General features: G+C 73.3%; 18 protein-coding genes. 12 read left to right on the top strand and 6 right to left on the bottom strand.

Annotated features, from left to right (window positions below; genetic code table 11):
- The 4 genes from ABD841_RS29770 to ABD841_RS29755 all read left to right on the top strand — a co-directional run bounded on the left by ABD841_RS29770 (position 1) and on the right by ABD841_RS29755 (position 4,276).
- Positions 1 to 1,194, top strand: coding sequence for a CaiB/BaiF CoA transferase family protein (locus ABD841_RS29770; protein ID WP_344978719.1), 1,194 nt, complete (start codon positions 1 to 3; stop codon positions 1,192 to 1,194).
- Entirely contained in the window at positions 1,191 to 2,366 is a 1,176-nt protein-coding gene (locus ABD841_RS29765; protein ID WP_344978717.1) for a hypothetical protein, read from the top strand. Before ABD841_RS29770 ends, ABD841_RS29765 begins: the two co-directional genes overlap by 4 nt.
- A 72-nt stretch (positions 2,367 to 2,438) precedes the next feature.
- Positions 2,439 to 3,176: an SDR family NAD(P)-dependent oxidoreductase gene (locus ABD841_RS29760; RefSeq protein ID WP_344978715.1), complete on the top strand. Its 738-nt coding sequence runs from the start codon at positions 2,439 to 2,441 to the stop codon at positions 3,174 to 3,176.
- The gene (locus tag ABD841_RS29755) at positions 3,173 to 4,276 is read left to right on the top strand and encodes an aldose 1-epimerase family protein (RefSeq protein WP_344978713.1); all 1,104 of its coding nucleotides are present in this window, start codon (positions 3,173 to 3,175) and stop codon (positions 4,274 to 4,276) included. Before ABD841_RS29760 ends, ABD841_RS29755 begins: the two co-directional genes overlap by 4 nt.
- Positions 4,277 to 4,463: 187 nt before the next feature.
- On the opposite strand, the gene ABD841_RS29750 is transcribed toward ABD841_RS29755, so the two are convergent.
- Positions 4,464 to 5,426: an adenylate/guanylate cyclase domain-containing protein gene (locus ABD841_RS29750; protein WP_344978711.1), complete on the bottom strand. Its 963-nt coding sequence runs from the start codon at positions 5,424 to 5,426 to the stop codon at positions 4,464 to 4,466.
- A 214-nt stretch (positions 5,427 to 5,640) separates the two neighbouring features.
- Here ABD841_RS29750 and ABD841_RS29745 point away from each other — a divergent pair, with 214 nt between their 5' ends.
- Complete coding sequence (locus ABD841_RS29745) at positions 5,641 to 6,240, top strand: phosphoribosylanthranilate isomerase (protein WP_344978709.1); 600 nt, start codon at positions 5,641 to 5,643, stop codon at positions 6,238 to 6,240.
- 114 nt (positions 6,241 to 6,354) lie between these two features.
- On the opposite strand, the gene ABD841_RS29740 is transcribed toward ABD841_RS29745, so the two are convergent.
- Both ABD841_RS29740 and ABD841_RS29735 read right to left on the bottom strand, forming a co-directional pair.
- On the bottom strand, positions 6,355 to 6,975 hold the full coding sequence (locus ABD841_RS29740) for an FMN reductase (protein WP_344978707.1): 621 nt from the start codon (positions 6,973 to 6,975) through the stop codon (positions 6,355 to 6,357).
- Between the two features lie 125 nt (positions 6,976 to 7,100).
- Positions 7,101 to 8,225 carry an LLM class flavin-dependent oxidoreductase gene (locus ABD841_RS29735; RefSeq protein WP_344978705.1) on the bottom strand — a complete coding sequence of 375 codons (1,125 nt, stop codon included), beginning with the start codon at positions 8,223 to 8,225 and terminating at the stop codon, positions 7,101 to 7,103.
- A gap of 395 nt (positions 8,226 to 8,620) precedes the next feature.
- Here ABD841_RS29735 and ABD841_RS29730 point away from each other — a divergent pair, with 395 nt between their 5' ends.
- The 4 genes from ABD841_RS29730 to ABD841_RS40940 are packed head-to-tail and all read left to right on the top strand — an operon-like array spanning position 8,621 to position 11,522.
- The gene (locus ABD841_RS29730; RefSeq protein ID WP_344978704.1) at positions 8,621 to 9,820 is read left to right on the top strand and encodes a cytochrome P450; all 1,200 of its coding nucleotides are present in this window, start codon (positions 8,621 to 8,623) and stop codon (positions 9,818 to 9,820) included.
- The gene (locus tag ABD841_RS29725; protein WP_344978702.1) at positions 9,814 to 10,470 is read left to right on the top strand and encodes a TetR/AcrR family transcriptional regulator; all 657 of its coding nucleotides are present in this window, start codon (positions 9,814 to 9,816) and stop codon (positions 10,468 to 10,470) included. The genes ABD841_RS29730 and ABD841_RS29725 overlap by 7 nt, the downstream gene beginning before the upstream one ends.
- A complete protein-coding gene (locus ABD841_RS29720) occupies positions 10,467 to 11,240 on the top strand; it encodes an SDR family NAD(P)-dependent oxidoreductase (RefSeq protein ID WP_344978700.1) in 774 nt (257 codons plus the stop codon). Before ABD841_RS29725 ends, ABD841_RS29720 begins: the two co-directional genes overlap by 4 nt.
- A gap of 15 nt (positions 11,241 to 11,255) precedes the next feature.
- Positions 11,256 to 11,522 (top strand): ferredoxin, encoded by a 267-nt coding sequence (locus tag ABD841_RS40940; RefSeq protein WP_425582063.1) that lies wholly within the window; start codon positions 11,256 to 11,258, stop codon positions 11,520 to 11,522.
- A gap of 9 nt (positions 11,523 to 11,531) precedes the next feature.
- On the opposite strand, the gene ABD841_RS29710 is transcribed toward ABD841_RS40940, so the two are convergent.
- A complete protein-coding gene (locus tag ABD841_RS29710) occupies positions 11,532 to 12,284 on the bottom strand; it encodes a hypothetical protein (RefSeq protein WP_344978698.1) in 753 nt (250 codons plus the stop codon).
- Between the two features lie 128 nt (positions 12,285 to 12,412).
- Here ABD841_RS29710 and ABD841_RS29705 point away from each other — a divergent pair, with 128 nt between their 5' ends.
- Positions 12,413 to 14,053 (top strand): AMP-binding protein, encoded by a 1,641-nt coding sequence (locus ABD841_RS29705; protein ID WP_344978696.1) that lies wholly within the window; start codon positions 12,413 to 12,415, stop codon positions 14,051 to 14,053.
- Between the two features lie 80 nt (positions 14,054 to 14,133).
- Entirely contained in the window at positions 14,134 to 14,997 is an 864-nt protein-coding gene (locus ABD841_RS29700; RefSeq protein WP_344978694.1) for a LuxR C-terminal-related transcriptional regulator, read from the top strand.
- Between the two features lie 169 nt (positions 14,998 to 15,166).
- Here the strand turns inward: ABD841_RS29700 and ABD841_RS29695 are convergent, their stop codons facing one another.
- Positions 15,167 to 17,260, bottom strand: coding sequence for a protein kinase domain-containing protein (locus ABD841_RS29695; RefSeq protein WP_344978692.1), 2,094 nt, complete (start codon positions 17,258 to 17,260; stop codon positions 15,167 to 15,169).
- A 7-nt stretch (positions 17,261 to 17,267) separates the two neighbouring features.
- Complete coding sequence (locus ABD841_RS29690) at positions 17,268 to 19,298, bottom strand: serine/threonine protein kinase (RefSeq protein WP_344978690.1); 2,031 nt, start codon at positions 19,296 to 19,298, stop codon at positions 17,268 to 17,270.
- A 383-nt stretch (positions 19,299 to 19,681) separates the two neighbouring features.
- On the opposite strand from ABD841_RS29690, the gene ABD841_RS29685 reads away from it, so the two are divergent.
- Positions 19,682 to 20,212, top strand: a complete 531-nt coding sequence (locus tag ABD841_RS29685) for a SixA phosphatase family protein (protein ID WP_344978688.1) — start codon at positions 19,682 to 19,684, stop codon at positions 20,210 to 20,212.
- Positions 20,213 to 20,407: the final 195 nt, after the last annotated feature.

Genomic DNA, 20,407 nt, shown 5'->3' with positions numbered 1-20,407 from the left:
ATGGGAATCCTGGACGGCTACCGCGTGATCGACCTGTCGATCGCGATGGCCGGGCCGCTCGCCGCGATGCGCCTGGGCGACCTGGGGGCCGACGTGGTCAAGGTCGAACCGGTGACCGGCGAGTGGCAGCGCCACGCCCCGGCCGGCGGGGCCACGGGCAAGCGCGTGAACGCGTCCTTCCTCTCGCTGAACCGGAACAAGCGCAGCCTCGCGGTGAACCTCAAGACGGAGGAGGGCCGCGAGATCGTCCGTGACCTCGCCCGCACCGCCGACGTCTTCCTGCAGAACTACCGGCCCGGTGTGGCCGAGCGGCTCGGCATGGACTACGAGTCGATCCGCGAGATCAACCCGCGCATCGTCTACGTGTCGATGTCGGGGTACGGCGAGTCCGGTCCCTACGCCACCCGGCCGGGTCAGGACCTGCTGCTGCAGGCGATGAGCGGAGCCATGTTCAGCACCGGGCGGGAGTCCGACGCCCCGCTGCCCTCCGGCACCTACGCCATCGACGCGATCACCGCCTACAGCGCCTTCGAGGGCGCGCTCGCCGCGCTGCTCCACCGGGAGCGGACCGGCGAGGGACAGCGGGTGACGGTCAACATGCTGGACGCCGCCATCGCCGTGCAGATGCAGGAACTGTCGATCTTCACCGTGGGCGGCGTGCCGCAGCGCCGCGGCGCGGAGCCGCACGGGCACACCTACATCCGCGCCCCGTACGGCGTGTTCGCGACCGCCGACGGCTACCTCGCGCTGGCGATGCCGCCGCTGCCCGAGCTGGCCGCCGTGCTCGACGCGCCGGAACTGGCCGGCCTCGACACCGACGTCGACGGCCACACGCGCCGGGACGAGATCACCGCCGTCGTCCGGGAGCGGCTGCTCCGGCGCACGGCCGCCGAGTGGCTGGAACTGTTCACCGCGCACGGCATCTGGGCCGGTCCGGTCCACTCGTACGCCGACGTCGTGGACGATCCGCAGGTGCGGCACAACGGGTCCTTCGTCACCTACGAGCATCCGACGGAGGGGCGGGTGACCACCCCGGGCTTCCCGTACGGCTTCAGCGCGACCCCGCCCGAGGTGCGGCGCGGCGCGCCGCTGGCCGGGCAGCACACCCGGGAGATCCTCGCCGAGCTCGGCCTGCCCGCCGACCGGCTGGACGCCCTGGTCGAGACCGGCGTGATAGCCGTGGAGGAGGGGTGACGGCGGCCGGGCTGCTCGGTCTCACCTGGGACCACCCGCGCGGCTACGCGCCGCTGCTCCGGCTGGCCCGCCTCGACGAGGCGGGGCCGCACCGCTACGGGGCCCTCGCCCCCGCGCTGCGCTGGGAGCGCCAGTCCCTGGAGGGGTTCGAGGCCGAGCCGATCGCCCGGCTCGCGGAGAGCCACGACCTGCTGATCGTCGACCACCCCGGGCTGGGCGCCGCCGTCGACTCCGGTGCCCTGGTGGCCATGGACGAGCTGTTCGGCGGCGACGAGCTCGCCGCCTGGCGGGCCGGTACGGCCGGTCCGTCCTTCGAGAGCTACACCCTCGGCGGCCGGACCTGGGCGCTGCCGCTCGACGCGGCCACCCAGGTGGCGGTCTCCCGGCCCGACCTGCTGCCCGGCGAGCCCCCCGCGACCTGGGAGGAGGTCGTCGGCCTGGCGCGTTCGGCGCCGGTGGCGCTCTGCCTCGGCGGGCCGCACGCCTTCCTCATGTTCTGCGCCGTCGCCGTCGCCGCCGGCGCGGAACCGGGGGCCGGGGACGAGGAGTTCGTGCCCCGCGCCACCGGCCTGGCCGTCCTCGACCTGATCGGGCGGCTCGCCGCGCTGGCCGACGCGGAGGTGTCACGGCGCAACCCCATCGGCGTGCTCTCGGCGATGGCCGGAGACGGGGGGCCCGCCTACTGCCCCCTCGTCTACGGGTACGCCTCGTACCATCGCGAGCGGGACGGCCACCACCGGCTGGCGGCCTCCGGGGCGCCCGGCTGGCGGCCCGGCGGGCGGCCCGGCAGCGTGCTCGGCGGCACGGGTCTCGCCGTGTCGGCCCGCGTGACGGACCCCGCCGACCGGGACGCGGTCCGGGCGCACCTGCGCAGGTTGCTGTCCGAGCCGGTCCAGGCGGAGCTCTTCCCGGCCGAGGACGGCCAGCCCGCCGCCCTCGCCGCGTGGGCCGACGACGCGGTGAACGCCCGCTTCGGCGACTTCTACCGGGACACCCTGCCCACGCTCGAGGCCGCCTGGGTGCGGCCCCGGTTCCCCGGCTACATCGGTTTCCAGGCCGGCGCGTCGGCCGCGCTGCGGGACGGGCTCGCCGAGGGAACCCCGCACCCCGCCCTGCTCGACCGGCTCGACGCCCTCTGGCGCGCCGCGCGGCACGCCGCGGTTCCCCGGTGACCGGGGTGCCCCCGCGGGTTTTGGTGGGTTGAAGAACATGAGTGATAAATGTCGGAATGTGGGAGGCGAGATATGACGACGGCACTCGTCACCGGAGCCGGGGGCGCCCTCGGCCGGGCGATCGCCCTCAGGCTCGCGTCGGACGGCCACGCCGTGGCCGTGCTCGACATCACCGCCGCCCAGGTCGAGGAGACCGCGCGGCTGGTGGAGAAACAGGGCGGCACGGCCCTTCCCCTCGTGGCGGACCTGCGCGACGCCGCCGCCATCGAGGACGCGTTCGCCCGGACGGCGGAGCGGCTCGGCCCGGTGCGGATCCTGGTGAACAACGCGGCCGTCTACCCCAGCCGCCCGTTCCCCGACGTCCCGCTCGCGGAGTACGACGACGTCGTCGCGGTCAACCAGCGGGCGTACTGGATCGCCGCGCAGCTCGCGACCGCCCAGATGATCCCGGCCGGGGGAGGGGCGATCGTGAACATCGCGTCGATCACCATGCACGGCGGCTGGTCCGACCTCGCGGCCTACGTCTCGACGAAGGGCGCCGCCGCCGCGCTCACCAGAGCGCTGGCCCGGGAGCTCGGGCCGCACGAGATCCGGGTCAACTGCGTCTCCCCGGGAGCCTTCCCGACGGACGCGGAGAAGATCCACCCGGATCCGGAGGAGTACGACCGCTTCGTGCTGGAGCGGCAGTCGCTGAAGCGGCGCGGCCGGGGAGAGGAGCTGGCGGCGGTCGTGTCCTTCCTCACCGGGCCCGACGCGTCGTTCGTCACCGGCCAGACGATCGAGGTCAACGGAGGATGGGTGATGGCATGAGGATGCACGGACAGGACCTGGGCAGGCAGGATCTCGCCGCGCGGGCGGGCGACCTGAGCGCCGCCGGAGGGGTGCGGCTCGTCACGCTGGACGACGGGGTCGAACGGGGCATCCGGACCCTGGAGTTCCGCACCGGCAGCGGCCTGGCGTTCGACGTGCTCGTCGACCGCTGCATGGACATCGGCGCGGCCGAGCACGGCGGCCGGGCCTTCGGCTGGCGGTCCGCGACCGGCTTCCGCCACCCCGGGCTGCACGAGCACGCCGACGAGGACGGGCTCTCGTGGCTGCGCTCCTTCTCCGGCCTGATCGTCACCGCGGGCCTGGACCACACGCTGTTCGGCGGGGAGGTGGACGCGGAGTCCTACCGGTACCCGCCGAAGCAGAAGACCTGGCACGGCCTGCACGGCCGGGCCGGCAACATCCCCGCCCGGCTGACCGGGTACGGCGAGCGGTGGGACGGCGACCGCTGCGTGCTCTGGGCCGAGGGCGAGGTCCGCCAGGCCACGATCTTCGGTGAGCATCTCCGGCTGACCCGGCGGATCGAGGCCGACCTCGGCGGTGACGAGATCCGCCTGGTCGACACCGTGGTCAACGCCGGGTTCGATCCCACCCCGCACATGTTCCTGTACCACATCAACCTCGGCTGGCCGCTGCTCGACGAGGGCGCCCGGTTCCTCGCGCCGGTCGTGAAGACGCTGTGGCAGACCGAGAGCGTCGCCGAGCAGGGCGTGGACAACCGGGTGATGCCGCCTCCGCTGCCGGGCTTCGTGGAGCAGGTGTACGAGCACGCCCTCGCCGTCGGCGAGGACGGGCTGACCGGGGCGGCGATCGTCAACGACCGGCTGGGAACGGCGGTCAGCGTCATGTGGCGGGCCGACGAGTTCCCGTGCTTCTTCCAGTGGATGAACCTGCGCTCCGGGAACTACGCCGTCGGTCTGGAACCGTCGACGCACCATGTGGCGGGCGACGCGGCGGCCCGTGAGGACGGCAGCATGATCTGGCTGGGGCCCGGCGAGTCCAGGACGTACCACACCACGTTCCGGGTGCACCGGGGCGCCGAGGAGATCGAGGCGCTGGAGCGGCGTCTCGCCGCTCCCTGAGGACGGGCCCGTACGGCCGCCTCGCGGCCCCCTCCCGGGTGACGGCGGGGGTGGCCGTGAGGCGGCCTCTTTCCGCGTTCACGGCCGCGTCCGCCGGGCGGCGCGCACCTCCCGGACCCGTCCCCGGACCCGGACCCGTCCCCGAGAGCCGGGCCGTGAGGCCGCGCGGGCGCCGGGTGCCCGGGGATCACCCCCGGGTGATGACGAACGGGACCAGCTCGCCCAGCCCCCGCACGGTGAGACGGTCCACCGGGCGAAGCGCGAACGCGGCGTCGCCCTTCAACTCCTCCGCCATCGCGGGATCGGCGAGCACGGCGTCGGCCGGCGCGAGCGCGGTGAGCCTGCTGGCCAGGTTGACCGTGGTGCCGAACACGTCGCCCATGCGGCCGATCACCTGGCCGATCGCCAGGCCCACCCGCAGCGCGGGCATGGTCTTGGCCCTGGCGTGGATCTCCACCAGCCGCAGGGCGATGTCGGCCGCCGTGGCGGCGGTGTCGGTGACGAACAGCACCGAGTCGCCGAGCGTCTTCACCACCCGTCCCCCCGACGAGGTGACGACGTCGGCGGACCGGCTCTCGAAGCGCTCGACGAGGCGGGCCAGCTCCGATTCGGTGATCTGGCGGCTCAACCGGGTGAACCCGACCAGGTCGGCGAAGCCCACGGCCAGCCGCACGGTGCTGATCTCCTGGTCCACGATGCGGCCCGCGGCCGAGGCCAGCTGGCGCCGCCAGGCGTAGACCAGCAGGCGTTCGAGATCCGGCACCACCCGGTCGGCCCGCGTGCGCCAGGCGGCGGCGCGCTCCTGGAGCGGGACCCCGGCCTGGTCGAGGCTCTCGGCGCCCAGCTCGGCCTGCGACTCGGCCAGCCGGGCGGTGGCCCTGCCCAGCGACCGGGTCATCAGAAGCACCCGCTCCTCGTCGTACGTGCCGTCCCGGACCAGTCCGACCAGGGTTCTGAGCGCGTCGATGTCGGCGTCGGTGAACTCCACCGCGTCGTCGGCGACGTTGGGGAAGCCCAGGGCACGCCAGAACCGCCGGGCGCGGTAGACCGGCACGCCCGCCATCGCGGCCACCTGGTGGCTCGTGTAGCGGCGGTGCTGCCGGAGGAACGCCTCCGTCAGCCCGTCCGCCAACGGATCCTCGACCGTCATCAGATTTACCCGTTCTCGGACCGACGCGGGAATCGCAACATACCTCCCGTACCTCGTCAAAGGCCAGCGTAGACGGTACGGCGCCCGCTTCACGCCCCGCCTGCCCGGAACATCGGGCCGGGCGGGTGGCCCGGGGCCGGTCCCGGCCCCCTCGGCCCGGTTCCGGGCCTGCTCGACCTCGTCCGGGGAGGCCCTCGGCGCTAGTCTGCACAGGGTGTACGTGAAGATCTGCGGGCTGCGCGAGCCCGAGCATGTGGCGGCCGCCGTGGAGGCGGGCGCGGACGCCATCGGTTTCGTCCTCACCGGGAGTCCGCGGCGGGTGACCCCCGCGCGGGCGCGCGAGCTGGCCGCGGCGGTGCCCCCGCACGTGCTGACCGTGGCCGTCTTCGCCGGCGAGACCACGGACGAGGTCCGGGCGGCCACCCTGGAGGCCGGGGTGCGCGCCGTCCAGCTCCACGGCGACCACCCGCACGAGGATTTCACGGCGCTGAAGGATCTCGGCGTCACACTGGTGCGGGCCGGGGCCGCGTCCGGAGACCTGCGCTGCGGCGCCTTCGACGAGGACATGCTCATCGTCGACGCGCCCAGGCCCGGCTCCGGGGAGCCCTGGGACTGGGCGGCGGTGCGCGGGCGCCCGGCGGGCCGCTGGATGCTGGCCGGTGGCCTGGCCCCGTCGAACGTGGCCGAGGCCGTCGCCGCCGCCCGGCCGTGGGGGGTCGACGTGTCGAGCGGCGTGGAGACCGCACCCGGGGTCAAGGACGCCGGGCTCATCAGGAGCTTCGTCGCCGCAGCCCGCGGGGCCGCCGCCGGGTGATCACGGCCCGCCCTCCCGGGAGCAGCCGGGTCCGGACGCGCACGCGCATACGGGCTCATGCGTCGATCGGCGCACCGGGGTGATCGTGGCCGGGCCGCGGCGCGCGGCCCGGGGTCAGGGCCGCAGCGCCGCGAGCTGCTGCTCGAACGGGATGACGGTCTCGACCGGCTCGGGCGCGGCCGGGCGGCCGGCCATCAGGTCGGCCAGTTCCCCGGCCGCGCGGGTGACGCGGGTGGCGAGGCCGTCGGTGCGGGCGTCGCCGCCCGTGCCCCAGTCCTCGGACGCGGCGTAGACGGCGGTGGGCACCACCAGCGCGCGCAGGTAGGAGAAGAGCGGGCGCAGGGCGTGCTCCAGGGCCAGGGAGTGCCGCGCCGTGCCGCCGGTCGCCGCGATCAGCACGGGCTTGCCGGCCAGCGCGGTGTTCCCGATCACGTCGAAGAACGATTTGAACAGGCCGCTGTAGGAGGCGGTGAAGATCGGGGTCACCGCGATGACGCCGTCCGCCTCCGTGACGGCCTCGATCGCCTCACGCAGCGTGGCGCCGGGGAAGCCGGTCACCAGGTTGTTCGCGATGTCGACGGCCAGGCCGCGCAGTTCGACCACGCGGACCTCGACCGGGCGGTCCCGGCCGGCCAGGAGCCGCTCGGTCGCCTCGGCCAGCCGGTCGCCCAGCAGGCGCGTCGACGACGGCTGGCTGAGGCCCGCCGAGACGACCGCGAGCTTCAGGGGCTTCATCGAATTCCTCCAGGGGTGTGTGCGGGGCCCGGGGGCGGATGCGGGCCGCCGGCGGCGGGTGGTGGGTGGCGGTTCCGGGACCGGCCCCGGAACCGGAGCCGCTTCCGGGGCGGGACGGGGGCCGGTCAGGCCTGGGAACCGGCGGGGACGGACGGCTCCTCGCCGGTCGCGGCCCCGGCGTCGCGCCGGGCGACCAGGGACGCGTGCGTGGGGGCGTCGGGCACCCCGGCGGGCCGGCCGATGGCGAACTCCCTGCGCAGGACGGGCACGACCTCCTCGCCGAGGATGTCGAGCTGCTCCAGCACGGTCTTCAACGGCAGGCCGGCGTGGTCCATCAGGAACAGCTGGCGCTGGTAGTCGCCGAAGTACTCCCGGAACTTCAGCGTCCTGTCGATGACCTCCTGCGGGCTGCCCACGGTCAGCGGGGTCTCGGCCGTGAACTGCTCCAGCGACGGGCCGTGGCCGTAGACGGGAGCGTTGTCGAAGTAGGGGCGGAACTCGCGCACCGCGTCCTGGGAGTTCTTGCGCATGAACACCTGGCCGCCGAGCCCGACGATGGCCTGCTCCGGGGTGCCGTGCCCGTAGTGGGCGAAGCGCTCCCGGTAGAGGTTGATCAGGCGGATGAAGTGCTCCTTGGGCCAGAAGATGTTGTTGGCGAAGAACCCGTCGCCGTAGTAAGCGGCCTGCTCGGCGATCTCCGGGCTGCGGATCGAGCCGTGCCAGACGAACGGCGGGACCCCGTCCAGCGGCCGGGGCGTCGAGGTGAACGACTGCAGGGGCGTGCGGAAGCGGCCCTGCCAGTCGACGACGTCCTCGCGCCACAGCTTGTGCAGCAGGGCGTAGTTCTCGATGGCCAGCGGGATGCCGTTCCGGATGTCCTGGCCGAACCACGGGTAGACCGGCCCGGTGTTGCCGCGGCCCATCATCAGGTCGACGCGCCCGTCGGCCAGGTGCTGGAGCATCGCGAAGTCCTCGGCGATCTTGACCGGGTCGTTCGTGGTGATCAGCGTCGTGGACGTGGAGAGGATGAGCCGCTCGGTCCGGGCGGCGATGTAGCCGAGCATGGTCGTCGGCGACGACGGCACGAAGGGCGGGTTGTGGTGCTCGCCGGTCGCGAACACGTCCAGGCCGACCTCCTCGGCCTTGAGCGCGATGGTGACCATCGCCTTGATCCGCTCGTGCTCGCTCGGCGTCCTGCCCGTGGTGGGGTCGGTCGTGACGTCGCCGACGGTGAAGATACCGAACTGCATCGCGCTCACCATCCTCCATATCGTTGAAAGTTCAACCCTCATAACGTGGGGGCGGTGGGATTATTCCTGCCGCCCGGGGCCGCCGGCCGGACCCGCCACCGCCGGCCGGGCCCGCCACCGTCGGCCGGGCCCGCCGCCGACCTGACCGTGGCGCCACCGAGTCCACCCGTGGGGCGAGGGGTGTTCCTCCGGCCGCCGAGGCCCCGCGGGGGCGGATCGGGGATGAACGCGGCGGCGTCCTGCTGCGCATGCGGGCCGGGACGATCGACCTCGATTTCGTTACGGCCACGCAGACGGTCCCGGCAACGGCCGGTCGGCGCATTTCGCTGTTCAAGTCGATTGACTTAATTAAGCATGATGACTTAAATGTGCCTATCCACATTTCGGGAGGCCACGTGTCCGGCACCGCGCCGCAGTACCCGTTCCCCAACCCCAGTGCGCTCGAGCCGCCGTCAGAGTGGGCAGAGCTGCGCGACGGCTGCCCCATCGCGCCGATCCGGCTGGCCAGCGGCGACACCGCGCTGCTGCTCACCCGGTACGCCGACGTCAAGCAGGTCCTGTCGGACCCGCGCTTCACCCGCCAGCTCGACGCGCCGGACGCCGCCCGCGTGACCGCCAACGAGTCGGGCGGGGTGTTCGGCAGCGGCGGCAGCAGCATGAGCGGCGACGAGCACCGCGCCTGGCGCCAGCTGGTGGGCAAGGCGTTCACCGCCAAGCGGGTCATCGCGATGCAGCCCAGGATCGAGGCGATGGCCGAGCACCTGGTCGAGCGGATGGTCGGCGAGGGCGCGCCCGCCGACCTGGTGGGCGCCGTCGGCTTCCCGCTCCCGGTCTGGGCCATCTGCGACCTGCTGGGCGTGCCCGACTCCGACCGCGACAGGTTCGCGTACTGGTCCGACACCATGCTCAGCATGACCAGGTTCACCCAGGAGGAGATCGACGCGGCCCAGGCCGACTTCGACGCCTACCTCGTGGCGCTGGTGGAGGCCAAGCGGGCCGAACCCGGCCAGGACCTGATCAGCGAGCTGCTGTCGATGGTCGAGGGCCTGGAGGGGCGGCTCACCGAGCAGCTCATGCTGGGCACGGCCAAGGCACTGCTGGTGGCCGGGCACGAGACCACCGCGAACATGATCGGCAAGATGGCCGCGATGCTGCTGGCCGACCGCGCCCGGTGGCAGGCGCTGCTGGCCGACCGCGCGCTGATCCGCCCGGCGGTGGAGGAGGTCCTGCGCTTCGACGCCAACCCCGGCTTCGGCATGCCGCGCTACCTCAGCGAAGAGGTCGAGGTCGCGGGCGAGACGCTGCCGAAGGGCACCACGGTGATCTGCAGCATGGCCGCCGCCAACCGCGACGAGCGGCAGTTCGACGGTGCGGACCGGATGCGCCTGGACCGCTCGCCCAACCCGCACGTGGCCTTCGGCGCCGGCCCGCACTCCTGCCTGGGCCAGGCGCTGGCCCGCACCGAACTGCAGACCGTGCTGAAGGTGCTGCTGGAGCGGCTTCCCTCGCTCGAGCTGGCCATACCGGCCGACGAGCTACGGCGCCGGGAGGGGCTCGTGGTCGGCGGGCTGCAACAGGTGCCGGTCCGGTGGTGAGCGCGGCAGGCAAGGCGGCGCGGGCCCAGGAGACCCGCGAGGCCATCCTCGACGCCGCCGAGCGGCTGTTCGCCGAGCACGGCGTCGGCGAGGTCTCCAACCGGCAGATCAGCGAGGCGGCCGGGCAGGCCAACCACTTCGCCGTCGGCTACCACTTCGGCACCAAGGCCGACCTGGTGCGGGCGATCGTCCGCCGCTACACGGCGGACCTGGAGGAACGGCGGCTGCGGCTGCTGGCCGAGATCGGCGACTCCGGCGACCTGCGCGACTGGATCTCCTGCCTGGTACGGCCGGCCACGGACCACCTCGACGCGCTCGGCGTGCCGAGCCGGCGGGCCCAGTGCATGGCGCAGATCAACACCGTGCCGGCCATGCGGCAGATCGTCATCGAGGAGTCCGCGGCCACGCCGTCCATGCGCGCCAGCCTCGTCGGCATGCTCCGCCTGCTGCCCGACGTGCCCGCGGCGGTACGCCGGGAGCGCGCCGACATGAGCCGCCTGCTCCTGGTGCACGCGCTGGCCGAGCGGGAGCGCGCCCTGAACGAGGGCGGACCGGCCGCCCCCACCACCTGGGCGGCCACCGCGACCGGCCTCATCGACGCCCTGGTCGGCCTGTGGACGGCCGCCGTCTCCGACGAATGGACCACATGATGCGAGGACTGCACGGCAAGAGGATCGTCGTCTGCGGCGGCGCCACCGGCATCGGCGCGGCCACCGCCGAACGCCTGGCCGAGGAAGGCTGCCGCGTCCTGATCGGCGACGTCAACGCCGCCGGGGCCCGGACGACCGCCGAGAGGATCGCTGACGCCGGCGGTGCGGCGGCGGCGGCCGCGTTCGACCTGGCCGACGAGGACTCGGTGAAGGCGCTGTTCGAGCGGGCGGTGACCGAGTTCGGCGGGGTGGACGGGCTGTTCAACGTGGGCGCGGACCTGTCGCTCGACACCATCGGCCGCGACGCCAACCTGTCGCAGATGGACGTGGAGGTCTGGCGGCGCACGCTGGAGGTCAACCTCATCGGCTACGCCCACACCTGCCGCGCCGCGATCCCGCTCCTGCTCGCCAACGGCGGCGGCGCCATCGTCAACACCTCCTCCGGCGCCGCCTTCGTCGGCGAGCCGCTGCGCCCCGCCTACGCCGCGTCCAAGGCCGGAGTGAACGCTCTCACCCGGCACATCGCCTCCCGCTGGGGCAAGGAGGGCATCCGCTGCAACGGCGTGTCCCCCGGCATGGTCCTCAGCGAGACCGGGCAGGCCCAGATGAGCGAGGAGTTCAAGGCCGCCGGGCTGGCCGGTACCCGCAGCACCCGCCTCGGCCGGCCCGCCGACCTGGCGTCCGCGGTGGCGTTCCTCCTGTCCGACGACGCCGAGTGGGTCAACGGCCAGACCTGGTCGATCGACGGCGGCGCCTCCCTTCACGACTGACACCCGGGAGGAGTCATGGAAATCACCGTTGACCAGGACAAACGCTGTGGCGTGGGACAGTGCGTGCTCCTCGCCTCCGAGGTGTTCGACCAGGGTGAGGATGACGGCCTCGCGGGCCTGACCGCGATCGCGGCCGGCCTTGGCGAAGATCCGGTCGATGTGCGTCTTCACGGTGGGTTCGCCGATGAGCAACGCCTTGGCGATCTCGTGGTCGGACAGGCGTGGGCCATGTGGACGAGCACCTCCGGCTCACGCGGCGAGCCCATCGGGCGGTCGGCGTAGCGGCGGAACCTAGGGGAGCACCGCCTGCCACGAGGCGATCAGCGTCTCCCCGCCCACCCGTACCGCCACGTCGTCCCCGGCCGCGCCCAGCGAGGCGCGCACCGCGGCCGCCTCCCGGCCCCGGTACTCCCGCCTGGTGAGGCCATGGGGCCCGGAGGACAGGGCCGGTGCGGGGACACCGGTGGGCCAGGTCGCACGCCGTACGGGATCGGTGTTCTCGTCCCGGTGCGCCACCACCTCGATCGGCGCGGTGCGGTCCACTGCGCCGGAGGTGAGAACCCGCCGGGTCAGGGTCGTCAGGCGCTCCGCCTCGGCGACGAACCACTCGTCCTCGACCAGCGGCCCGCCCTGCAGCCGGGTCTCGTGGACCCGCCCGTCGGACGCCACCGCGGTGATGACGGTGAACGGCTGGTCGGTGGCCCCTCCCGTGCGGTCGAGTGTCCCCGGCCGCACGGCCAGGGACTTCACCAGGCGGGCCCGCATGTCCTCCACCTCGGACACGGGCAGCGCGAGGGCCACCAGCTCGCCGTCCCGCAGCGTGACGGCCCTGCCGTCACCGGCGACGCTCAGCCGGTCGCCGCCACCGCACGTCTCGGGACCGCACCTCAGGAAGCGGATCACGGCGTCCCCCGGCCCCGGCGTGCCCGATGACGCGGCGGACGGTGTGGCGGGCGGCCCGGCCGGGGGCGCGCCCCCGGTGCAACCGGCGAGGGGCAGGACGGCGGCGAACGCCAGGGCGGCGGCGAGCGGCATGCGGATCACACCGGCTACGACGCCCCCGGCACGCACCTGGTTCGCGCCCGGTCACGGAATCTCTCACCACCCCCGTTCGGGGGTGGTGAGATCCAGCTCACAGGTCGGACGATGGAGGTCTGAGCAGGGAGGCAGAGATGACGACGTCCTATGCCGGCGGAACCTCGGAGCGCCCGCTGCTGGGTGACACCATCGGGGCGAACCTCGACCGGACGGTGACCGCCTTCGCCGACCGTGAGGCGCTGGTCGACTGCCCGAGCGGCAGGCGCTGGACCTACGCGCAGCTCGGGCGGGACGTCGACGAGGTGGCGCGGGCGCTGCTGGCGCTCGGGGTGGCCAAGGGCGACCGGGTCGGCATCTGGGCGCCCAACTGCCCGGAGTGGGTGCTGGTGCAGTACGCGACCGCCAAGATCGGCGCGATCATGGTGAACGTCAACCCCGCCTACCGCACCCACGAGCTGGAGTACGTGCTCAACCAGTCGGGCGTCAGCGTGCTGGTGTCCGCGCCGCGCCACAAGTCCAGCGACTACCGCGAGATGGTCGAGGCCGTCCGGGAGCGCTGCCCGGCGCTGCGCGCCGTCGTCTACATCGGCGACCCCGGCTGGGACCGGTTCGTCCGGGGGGCCGCGGCCCGGGGACCGGAGGCGCTGGCCCGCCGCGCCGCCGAGCTGTCCTGCGACGACCCGATCAACATCCAGTACACCTCCGGCACGACCGGCTTCCCCAAGGGCGCGACGCTGTCGCACCACAACATCCTCAACAACGGCTACTTCGTCACCGAGCTGCTCGGGATCACCGAACACGACCGGATCTGCCTGCCGGTGCCGTTCTACCACTGCTTCGGCATGGTGATGGGCAACCTCGGCGCCACCAGCCACGGCGCGTGCATCGTCATCCCGGGGCCCGCCTTCGACCCGGCCGCGACGCTGCGGGCCGTCTCCGGGGAGCGGGCCACCGCCCTGTACGGGGTGCCGACCATGTTCATCGCCGAGCTCGGCCTGCCGGATTTCGCGGAGTACGACCTGGGCAGCCTGCGCACCGGCATCATGGCGGGCTCCCCGTGCCCGGTGGAGGTCATGAAGCGGGTGATCTCCGAGATGAACATGGCCGAGGTCGCCATCTGCTACGGCATGACCGAGACCTCCCCGGTGTCCACCCAGACCCGGGCCGAGGACGACCTGGAGCGCCGCACCGCGACCGTCGGCAGGGTGATGCCGCACGTCGAGGTCAAGATCGTCGACCCGGCGACCGGGCTCACCGTGCCGGCCGGCGAGCCGGGGGAGCTGTGCACGAGGGGGTACTCGGTGATGCTCGGCTACTGGAACGAACCGGGCAAGACCGCGGAGGTGATCGACTCCGCCCGCTGGATGCACACCGGGGACCTGGCCACGATGCGCGAGGACGGCTACGTCGCCATCGTCGGCCGCATCAAGGACATGATCATCCGCGGCGGGGAGAACGTCTACCCGCGCGAGATCGAGGAGTACCTCTACACCCACCCGAAGATCTCCGACGTCCAGGTGATCGGCGTGCCCGACGAGAAGTACGGTGAGGAGATCCTGGCCTGCGCCATCCTGCGCGACCCCGGCGACACCCTGACCCGGGAGGAGGTCGCCGAGTTCTGCCGCGGACGCCTGGCCCACTACAAGATCCCCCGCTACGTCCGGGTGGTCGAGTCGTTCCCCATGACGGTCAGCGGCAAGATCCGCAAGGTGGAGATGCGCGACCGGGCGATCGAGGAACTCGGGCTGCGGGCCCCCGGCGGGACGGCCGGTTGACGGCCGGGCGCCCCGCCGGCCGCGTGCCTTGCCGGGGCTCCGGGGGCTGACTAGCGTGGGCGGGAGGCGGAAGGGCGGCGATGTCGAGGGCACTGGCGGAGACAGGCGGGAGCGGGTCCCGCATCCGGGCCGCGCTGGCCGCCGTGCGGGCCGCGACGGGGCTGCCGGTCACCTTCGGCGGCCCGGTGACCCGCGGTGACCTGTGCCTGCGCGAGCTGGTCGGCACCGGCACCGGGGCGCTGCGCGGGCTGAAGGTCGCCGCCGGAGCCGGGCTGGGCGGGCGCGTGATCGTCATGCGCCGGCCGCTCGCCGTGCGCGACTACCCCAACGACACGGGCATCAGTCACGAGTACGACCGGGCCGTCGGCGCCGAGGGGCTGCTCTCGATCGTCGCCGCGCCGGTCCTCGTCTCCGGCCAGGTCCGCGCGGTGCTGTACGCCGGGCTGCGGCAGGCCGTGCCGTTGGGAGATCGGGTCGTCGACGAGGTGGCGGCCCGGGCGCACCGGCTGGCGCGCGACCTGGCCGCCGACGACGAGGCCCGCCGCCGCGTCGCGGCCCTCGCCGAGGCCGGGACGCGCCGGTCGTCGGGGGAGGCGCTCACCGCGGGCGAGTGGGAGGAGATCCGCAAGATCTTCGCCGAGCTCCGCACCCTCGCCACGGAGGTCGGCGACGCCGGGGTGCGCGCGCGGCTGGAGCGGGCCTGCGAGCGGTTCACCGCCGTCTCGCGCGGCGAGGCCGTCGCCGACCGGCCCTCGCTGACGCCGCGCGAGGTCGACACGCTCGCCCACGTCGCGCTCGGCTGCAGCAACGCCGAGATCGCCGCGCGGCTGGCGGTGTCGGCGGAGACCGTCAAGAGCTACCTGCGCAGCGCCATGCACAAGCTCGGCGTGCACACCCGCCTCGCCGCGGTGAGCGCGGCCCGCGCGACCGGCTACCTGCCCTGACACGCTCCCGGGCCGGGAACCGCGCCGAGCGCCGCGCGACGACCCGCGCGGAGGGGACTGCGGCTCCGGCGTGACCTGCGGCGGCGGCCCGAAGCCGGATCGGTCCTTCGCCGCCGGCGGCAGGCTGGGCGACTCCCGCGAGCGGCCGGCGGCACCCGGCCCGGCGTGATCAGTCCTTCGTGAAGCGCGGTATGAAGCTCTCACCGGTCCCGTCGAACTCGTCGGCGGGGATCTCGGCGAGGACCCGGACCACTTCGCCCTTCAGGTTCACGACGACGACCCGGCGGGGGTCCTTCGTCCGGTCGATCAGCATGACATGGGCGTCGTTGTACCAGCCGACGAGCGTTGCCGCCGCCGGAGCCGGGAACGCGGCCTGCCGCCGGGCGGTCCGGGTGTCCCACACGCACACGGTCGCCACTTTGTCCGGGCACATCGTGACGAACCGCTTCCCGGCCGGGGAGAACGTGTTCTCCCTGCTGCTGGGCTCGCCCACCGCGGGGATGGTGCGGACGGTCTTGCCGCCGAGATCGAACAGGCGCAGGCCGACGCCCGAGCCGTCCGGGAAGCGGACGGCCACGGTCGACTCGCCGGGCGCCCACATGAAGGGGGACGTCCCGGGCATCAGCGTGTCGGTCGTGACGGCGGTCGCCCGGGCGGTCGCCACGTCGACGACGACGAACCCGACGATCTGGTCTGCGGAGGAATCCTTGTACGTCGTCAGGAGGATCCGTTTGCCGTCGGAGGACCAGAACGGGTTGTAGTTCGCCAGCGGCTTGGCGACCGTGCGCACCACGAACTCCCGGCCGGTGGCCCGTTCGATCAGCCGTATGGAGTCGTGGGGCCCCGGTATGTTCATCTTGATCCAGGGAAGGACGGCCGTCCAGGCCCCGTCGGGGGAGACGGCCGGTTCATGGTAGGGGCCGATCGACTCGAACTTCCCGCTCTTCGGGTCCCGCGCGTAGGAGTACGAGACCGACCCCGTGAGGTGGATGAAGGAGGTCACGCGCACCGGGTCGCCGGGGGCCTCGTGCAGCGTGGTCTTCAGCTCGGGAAGCCGGACCCTCTCCGTCCGGGTGGCGGGCGCGTCCACGGCCTCCCGGACGACGGTCGGGGTGGGGGACGCCGAAACCTTCGCCGTGCCGGGGGAGCCGCCCTGGACCAGGGCGTACACCATCCCGCCGGAGACCAGCACCACCGTCGCGGCCACTCCCGTGAGCAGGGCCGTCACGCGGCGCCGCCATGCCGGCTGGTTCTCCGGCCCGCCGGGCGCGGGGACGGCCTCGCCCGGCCGGGGGGTCACGACGGCGGTCTCGCGGGTTCGGGGGGCGATCCCCGGGGTTTCGATGAGGACCTCGGAACCGGTTCGGGAGGCGCTTTCGAGGGCGGCCCCGGAGGCCCCGGCGGCGACGGCCGTACCGGCGGTGAGCAGCTCGCCGTCCGGCTGCCGCCCCCGCGCGCCCAGAAGGCGCAGGAGCGCGTCCTTCGCGGCGGGACGCCGCGCGGGGTCCTTCGACAGGCACTCCACGACGAGGTCGCGCAGGTCTCCGCCGAGGTCGCCGAGGTCGGGCTCCCGGTGCAGGATCCGGTTGACGATCGCCGGCATCGAGTCCATCCCGAACGGCGGCTTCCCGGTCGCGGCGAAGACCATGGTCGAACCCCAGGCGAACAGGTCCGCGGGCGGTCCCACCGAGGCGGCCTCGAACTGCTCCGGTGCCATGTACGGCGGCGTGCCCACCACGCCGGAACCGGTGGCCAGGGCGTCGACCTCGCGGGCGATGCCGAAGTCGATCACCCGCGGCCCGTCCCGGCTGAGCAGGACGTTACTCGGTTTGAAATCCCGGTGCACCACCCCCGCGCGGTGGATGGCGCTCAGGGCGGTCATCGTGCCCACGGCGAGCCGCCGCAGCCGGGCGTCCCGCAGCGGGCCCGCGGACTCGACGACCTGCTGCAGCGTGGGCCCCTCGACGTACTCGCTGACGATGTACGGCCGGGTGCCGAACAGACCCGTCTCGACGACCTGGGCGGTGCAGAAGGGGGCCACCCGCCGCAGGATCTCGATCTCCCGCTGGAAGCGCGTCGCCGCGGTGCCCGTTCCCGCCGCCCCGCCCCGATCCGGGCGCAGCAACTTGACGGCGACCCGCTCCCCGGAGGGGGAGACGCCCAGGAAGACCGAGCCCTGGCCGCCCTCGCCGACCCGCCCGAGGAGCTCGTAGGCACCCAGGCGCGCGGGGTCGCCGGTGCGCAGGGGAGCGATGTCCGTCACGCCGGGCTCACCTCCGGGCGAACCTGAACTGAACCTTGAAGGCGTCCTTCTTGGCGAGCTCCACCAGCGTGCGGATGACCTTGCCGTGGAAGTCCATGATGACGTATTTGTGTGGATCCTTCCGGGAGTCACCGATGATGAGGTGGTGCTCGTCCCACCAGCCCGCCACCGTGGCTTCGCCCTTCCACAGCGGGACGGTGGCGGTCCTGTTGCCGCTTCTCGCGTCCCACACGCACGCGGCGCCGGTCTCGCCCGTGCTCTCCGGGCAGTAGGTGAAGAAACGCGTGCCCGAGGGGGAGAAGACGCCGGGCCCGGGGATCGCCCCCACCCAGGGCATCGTGCGCGCGACCTTCCCGTCCAGGGAACGGAAACGGAGCCCGAAGGCCGGCTTCTTGTGCTGGTAGGCGCCGACGACGAAGCGGCCGTCCGGGCTCCAGTCGAAGTTCCCGTACCCGTCGCGCTCGTCGTCCGTCATGACGACGGTCGCCTTCCGGGTGGCGACGTCCACCACCACGAACCCCGCCGGGTACTGCACCTTCCGCTTCTCGTCGAAGTCGTAGACGGTCAGGAGCAGGCGCCTGCTGTCGGGGCTCCACGTGCTCGACAGCCCGCGCAGCGGCTGCTTGAGGGTGTCGACGGAGAACTTCTCCCCGGTGGCCCGGTTGATGAAGGTGATGTAGTCGTAGCTCGACGCGGAGAACTTGAGCCACGGGTTCACCGCGACCCACGTGCCGTCCGGTGAGACGCTGGGATCTCCGAAGTCGGCGTTCTCGGCGATCAGACGGAACGTGCCGCCGTTCGCGTCGCGCGCGTACGTGCTGTGGGTCGGCCCATCGGTGTCGCTGATGAAGTAGGACACCACCCGCACCGGATCGGCCGGGTTCTCGTGGAGCGTGAGCCGCCCTCCCGGGGTCTTCGTCTTCTCGGCGTCCTTGGGCGGCGGGGTCGGCGACGCCTGGATGACGACCGACGACGGGCTCGGGACCGGCGTCGGGGTCGGCCCGGCCACCGGGACGGGAGCCGGACGGGACGTCAGCGCGTAGACGGTCCCGCCGGAGACCAGGGCGATGGCCACCGCGGCGGCGCCCAGGAGCAGCGGGCGCCGCCGGCCGGGCCGGGCCGGCGGCGGCAGAGTGACGCGCGTGGCGGGGTCGGGGGGCGGCGCGAGGTGCAGGTCCGGGCCGCCGGGGTACGGGGCGTAGGACGAGGTGCGGGGAGGCAGCTCGCCGGTCGCGAGAATCTGCGAATGGCCGACCAGCCTGAGCAGGATCTCGCCCGAGCTCGGCCGGTCACGGGGGTCCTTGGCCAGGCAGTCGGCCACCGGGCCGCGGAGCTCGTCGTCCAGGACGGTGAGGTCGGGGTCGCTCCGCAGGATCAGATTCATGGTCGCCGAGATGGAACTCGCCTCGAAGGGCGACCGCCCGGAAGCCGCGAAGAGCACCGTCGTGCCCCAGGCGAACATGTCGGCCGCCGGTCCGACGGTCGTGCCCTCCAGTTGCTCCGGCGTCAGGTGAGCGGGCACGCCGACCGGGCGGGTGATGCTGGCGGCCCCGGACTCGAGGGCCTCGGTGATGCCGAAGTCGATCACCCGCGGCCCGTCCGGGCCGAGCAGGACGCTGTCCGGCCGCAGGTCACGGTGGACGATTCCGGCCTGGTGGATGGCGACCAGGGCCGTCACGGTGTTGATCGCCAGCCGGTACAGCGCCGGGCCGTGCAGCGGCCCCTCGCTCTCGACGGCCTCGCGCAGGGTCGGGCCGTCGATGTACTCGCTGACGACGTACGGGCGATCGCCCATGAGGCCGGTCTCGAGGACCTGGGCGGTGCAGAAAGCGGACACCCGTCGCAGCTCCTCGACCTTGCGGAGGAACCGCTCGGCCCCGGTGAGGTCGGGGTGGAGGAGCTTGACGGCGACCTGCTCGCCTCCCGGAGCCGTCGCCAGGTAGACGGTGCCCGTGGCGCCCTCACCGAGCCTCCCGACGATCGCGTACGCGCCGATCTGGGATGGATCGCCGGCGTTCAGGGAGCCGATCTCCGGCATATCGGGCTTCTCCTTAAAAGCGCGTCCGTAGATCATGGGGGCCGTATGCGATCGCACACGATAGGTACATCGCATCCTGTCACGAGAGGGCGGGCCTCCGGCACGGAAAGATCGCGTTTCCTGCCGGAAAGGGTGGTGTTCCAGCCGTTCACCAGTCGATCGCAGGTGAGGCCCAAGCGGCCCTGTACCGTCCTGGCCCGTGATTTTCAGTGCCAGGAGAACCACGGCCGGACGTCGCGGGACCTCACCCACGCGTGCCTCTGACGCGCGAGGGCTCCGGTTCCGGGCGGGCGCCTCCCCGCATACCGGGGGCGACCTGGGATGCTGGTGCCCCGACCTCCCCTCCGGGCCCGGAGCCCGGGGCCCCACGCTGGAGGAACCCGATGACCGAAGAAGCTCCCCGGCGCCTGGTCGTGCTGCGCCACGCCAAGTCGGCCTGGCCGGAGGGCGTGGCCGACGTCGACCGGCCGCTCGCCGGGAGGGGCCGCCGCGACGCCCCGGCCGTCGGGCGCCGGCTCCGCGCCGCCGGGTTGCTGCCCGACCGGGTGATCTCCTCGCCGTCCCGCCGGACCCGCGAGACGTGGGAGCTCGCCGCCGGGGAGCTGGGCGCGGAGGTGCCCGTCTCCTACGACGGTCGGGTGTACGAGGCGGACGTCCCGGAGTTGCTCGGCGTCGTGCGCGAGGTCCCGGACGACGTGCGGACCCTGCTGCTGCTCGGGCACAACCCGGGTCTGGCGGAGCTGGTCGCGGCGCTGGCGGGCCGGGCGACGGGGGACGCGCTGGAGCGGGTCCGGGAGAAGTTCCCGACCTCGGCGATCGCGGTGCTGGCCGTCCCGGGATCCTGGTCGGGGCTGGCCCCGGGCTCGGCGCTGCTGACCGAGCTCGCCGTTCCGCGCGGCGGGAAGAAGAAGTAGCCCGCCGCGCGGAGCGAGCGGCAGGTGGCAGCCGCCGGAACGCCCACCGGCTGCCGGAAGCCGGAACGCCCACCGGCCGTCGGAACGCCCGCCGGTCGATCCCGGGAGGACCGGCTCCCCGCAGTGTTACCTCCTTATGCCGATATGTCATGGCAAACGGCAAATGCTTGATCTCTGGGGGAACAGGGGGGAGAC

Source organism: Streptosporangium fragile (assembly GCF_039534445.1).
GTDB lineage: Bacteria > Actinomycetota > Actinomycetes > Streptosporangiales > Streptosporangiaceae > Streptosporangium > Streptosporangium fragile.
The sequence above is the reverse complement of the archived record's forward strand: the minus strand, read 5'-3'. Positions and strand labels throughout refer to the sequence as shown.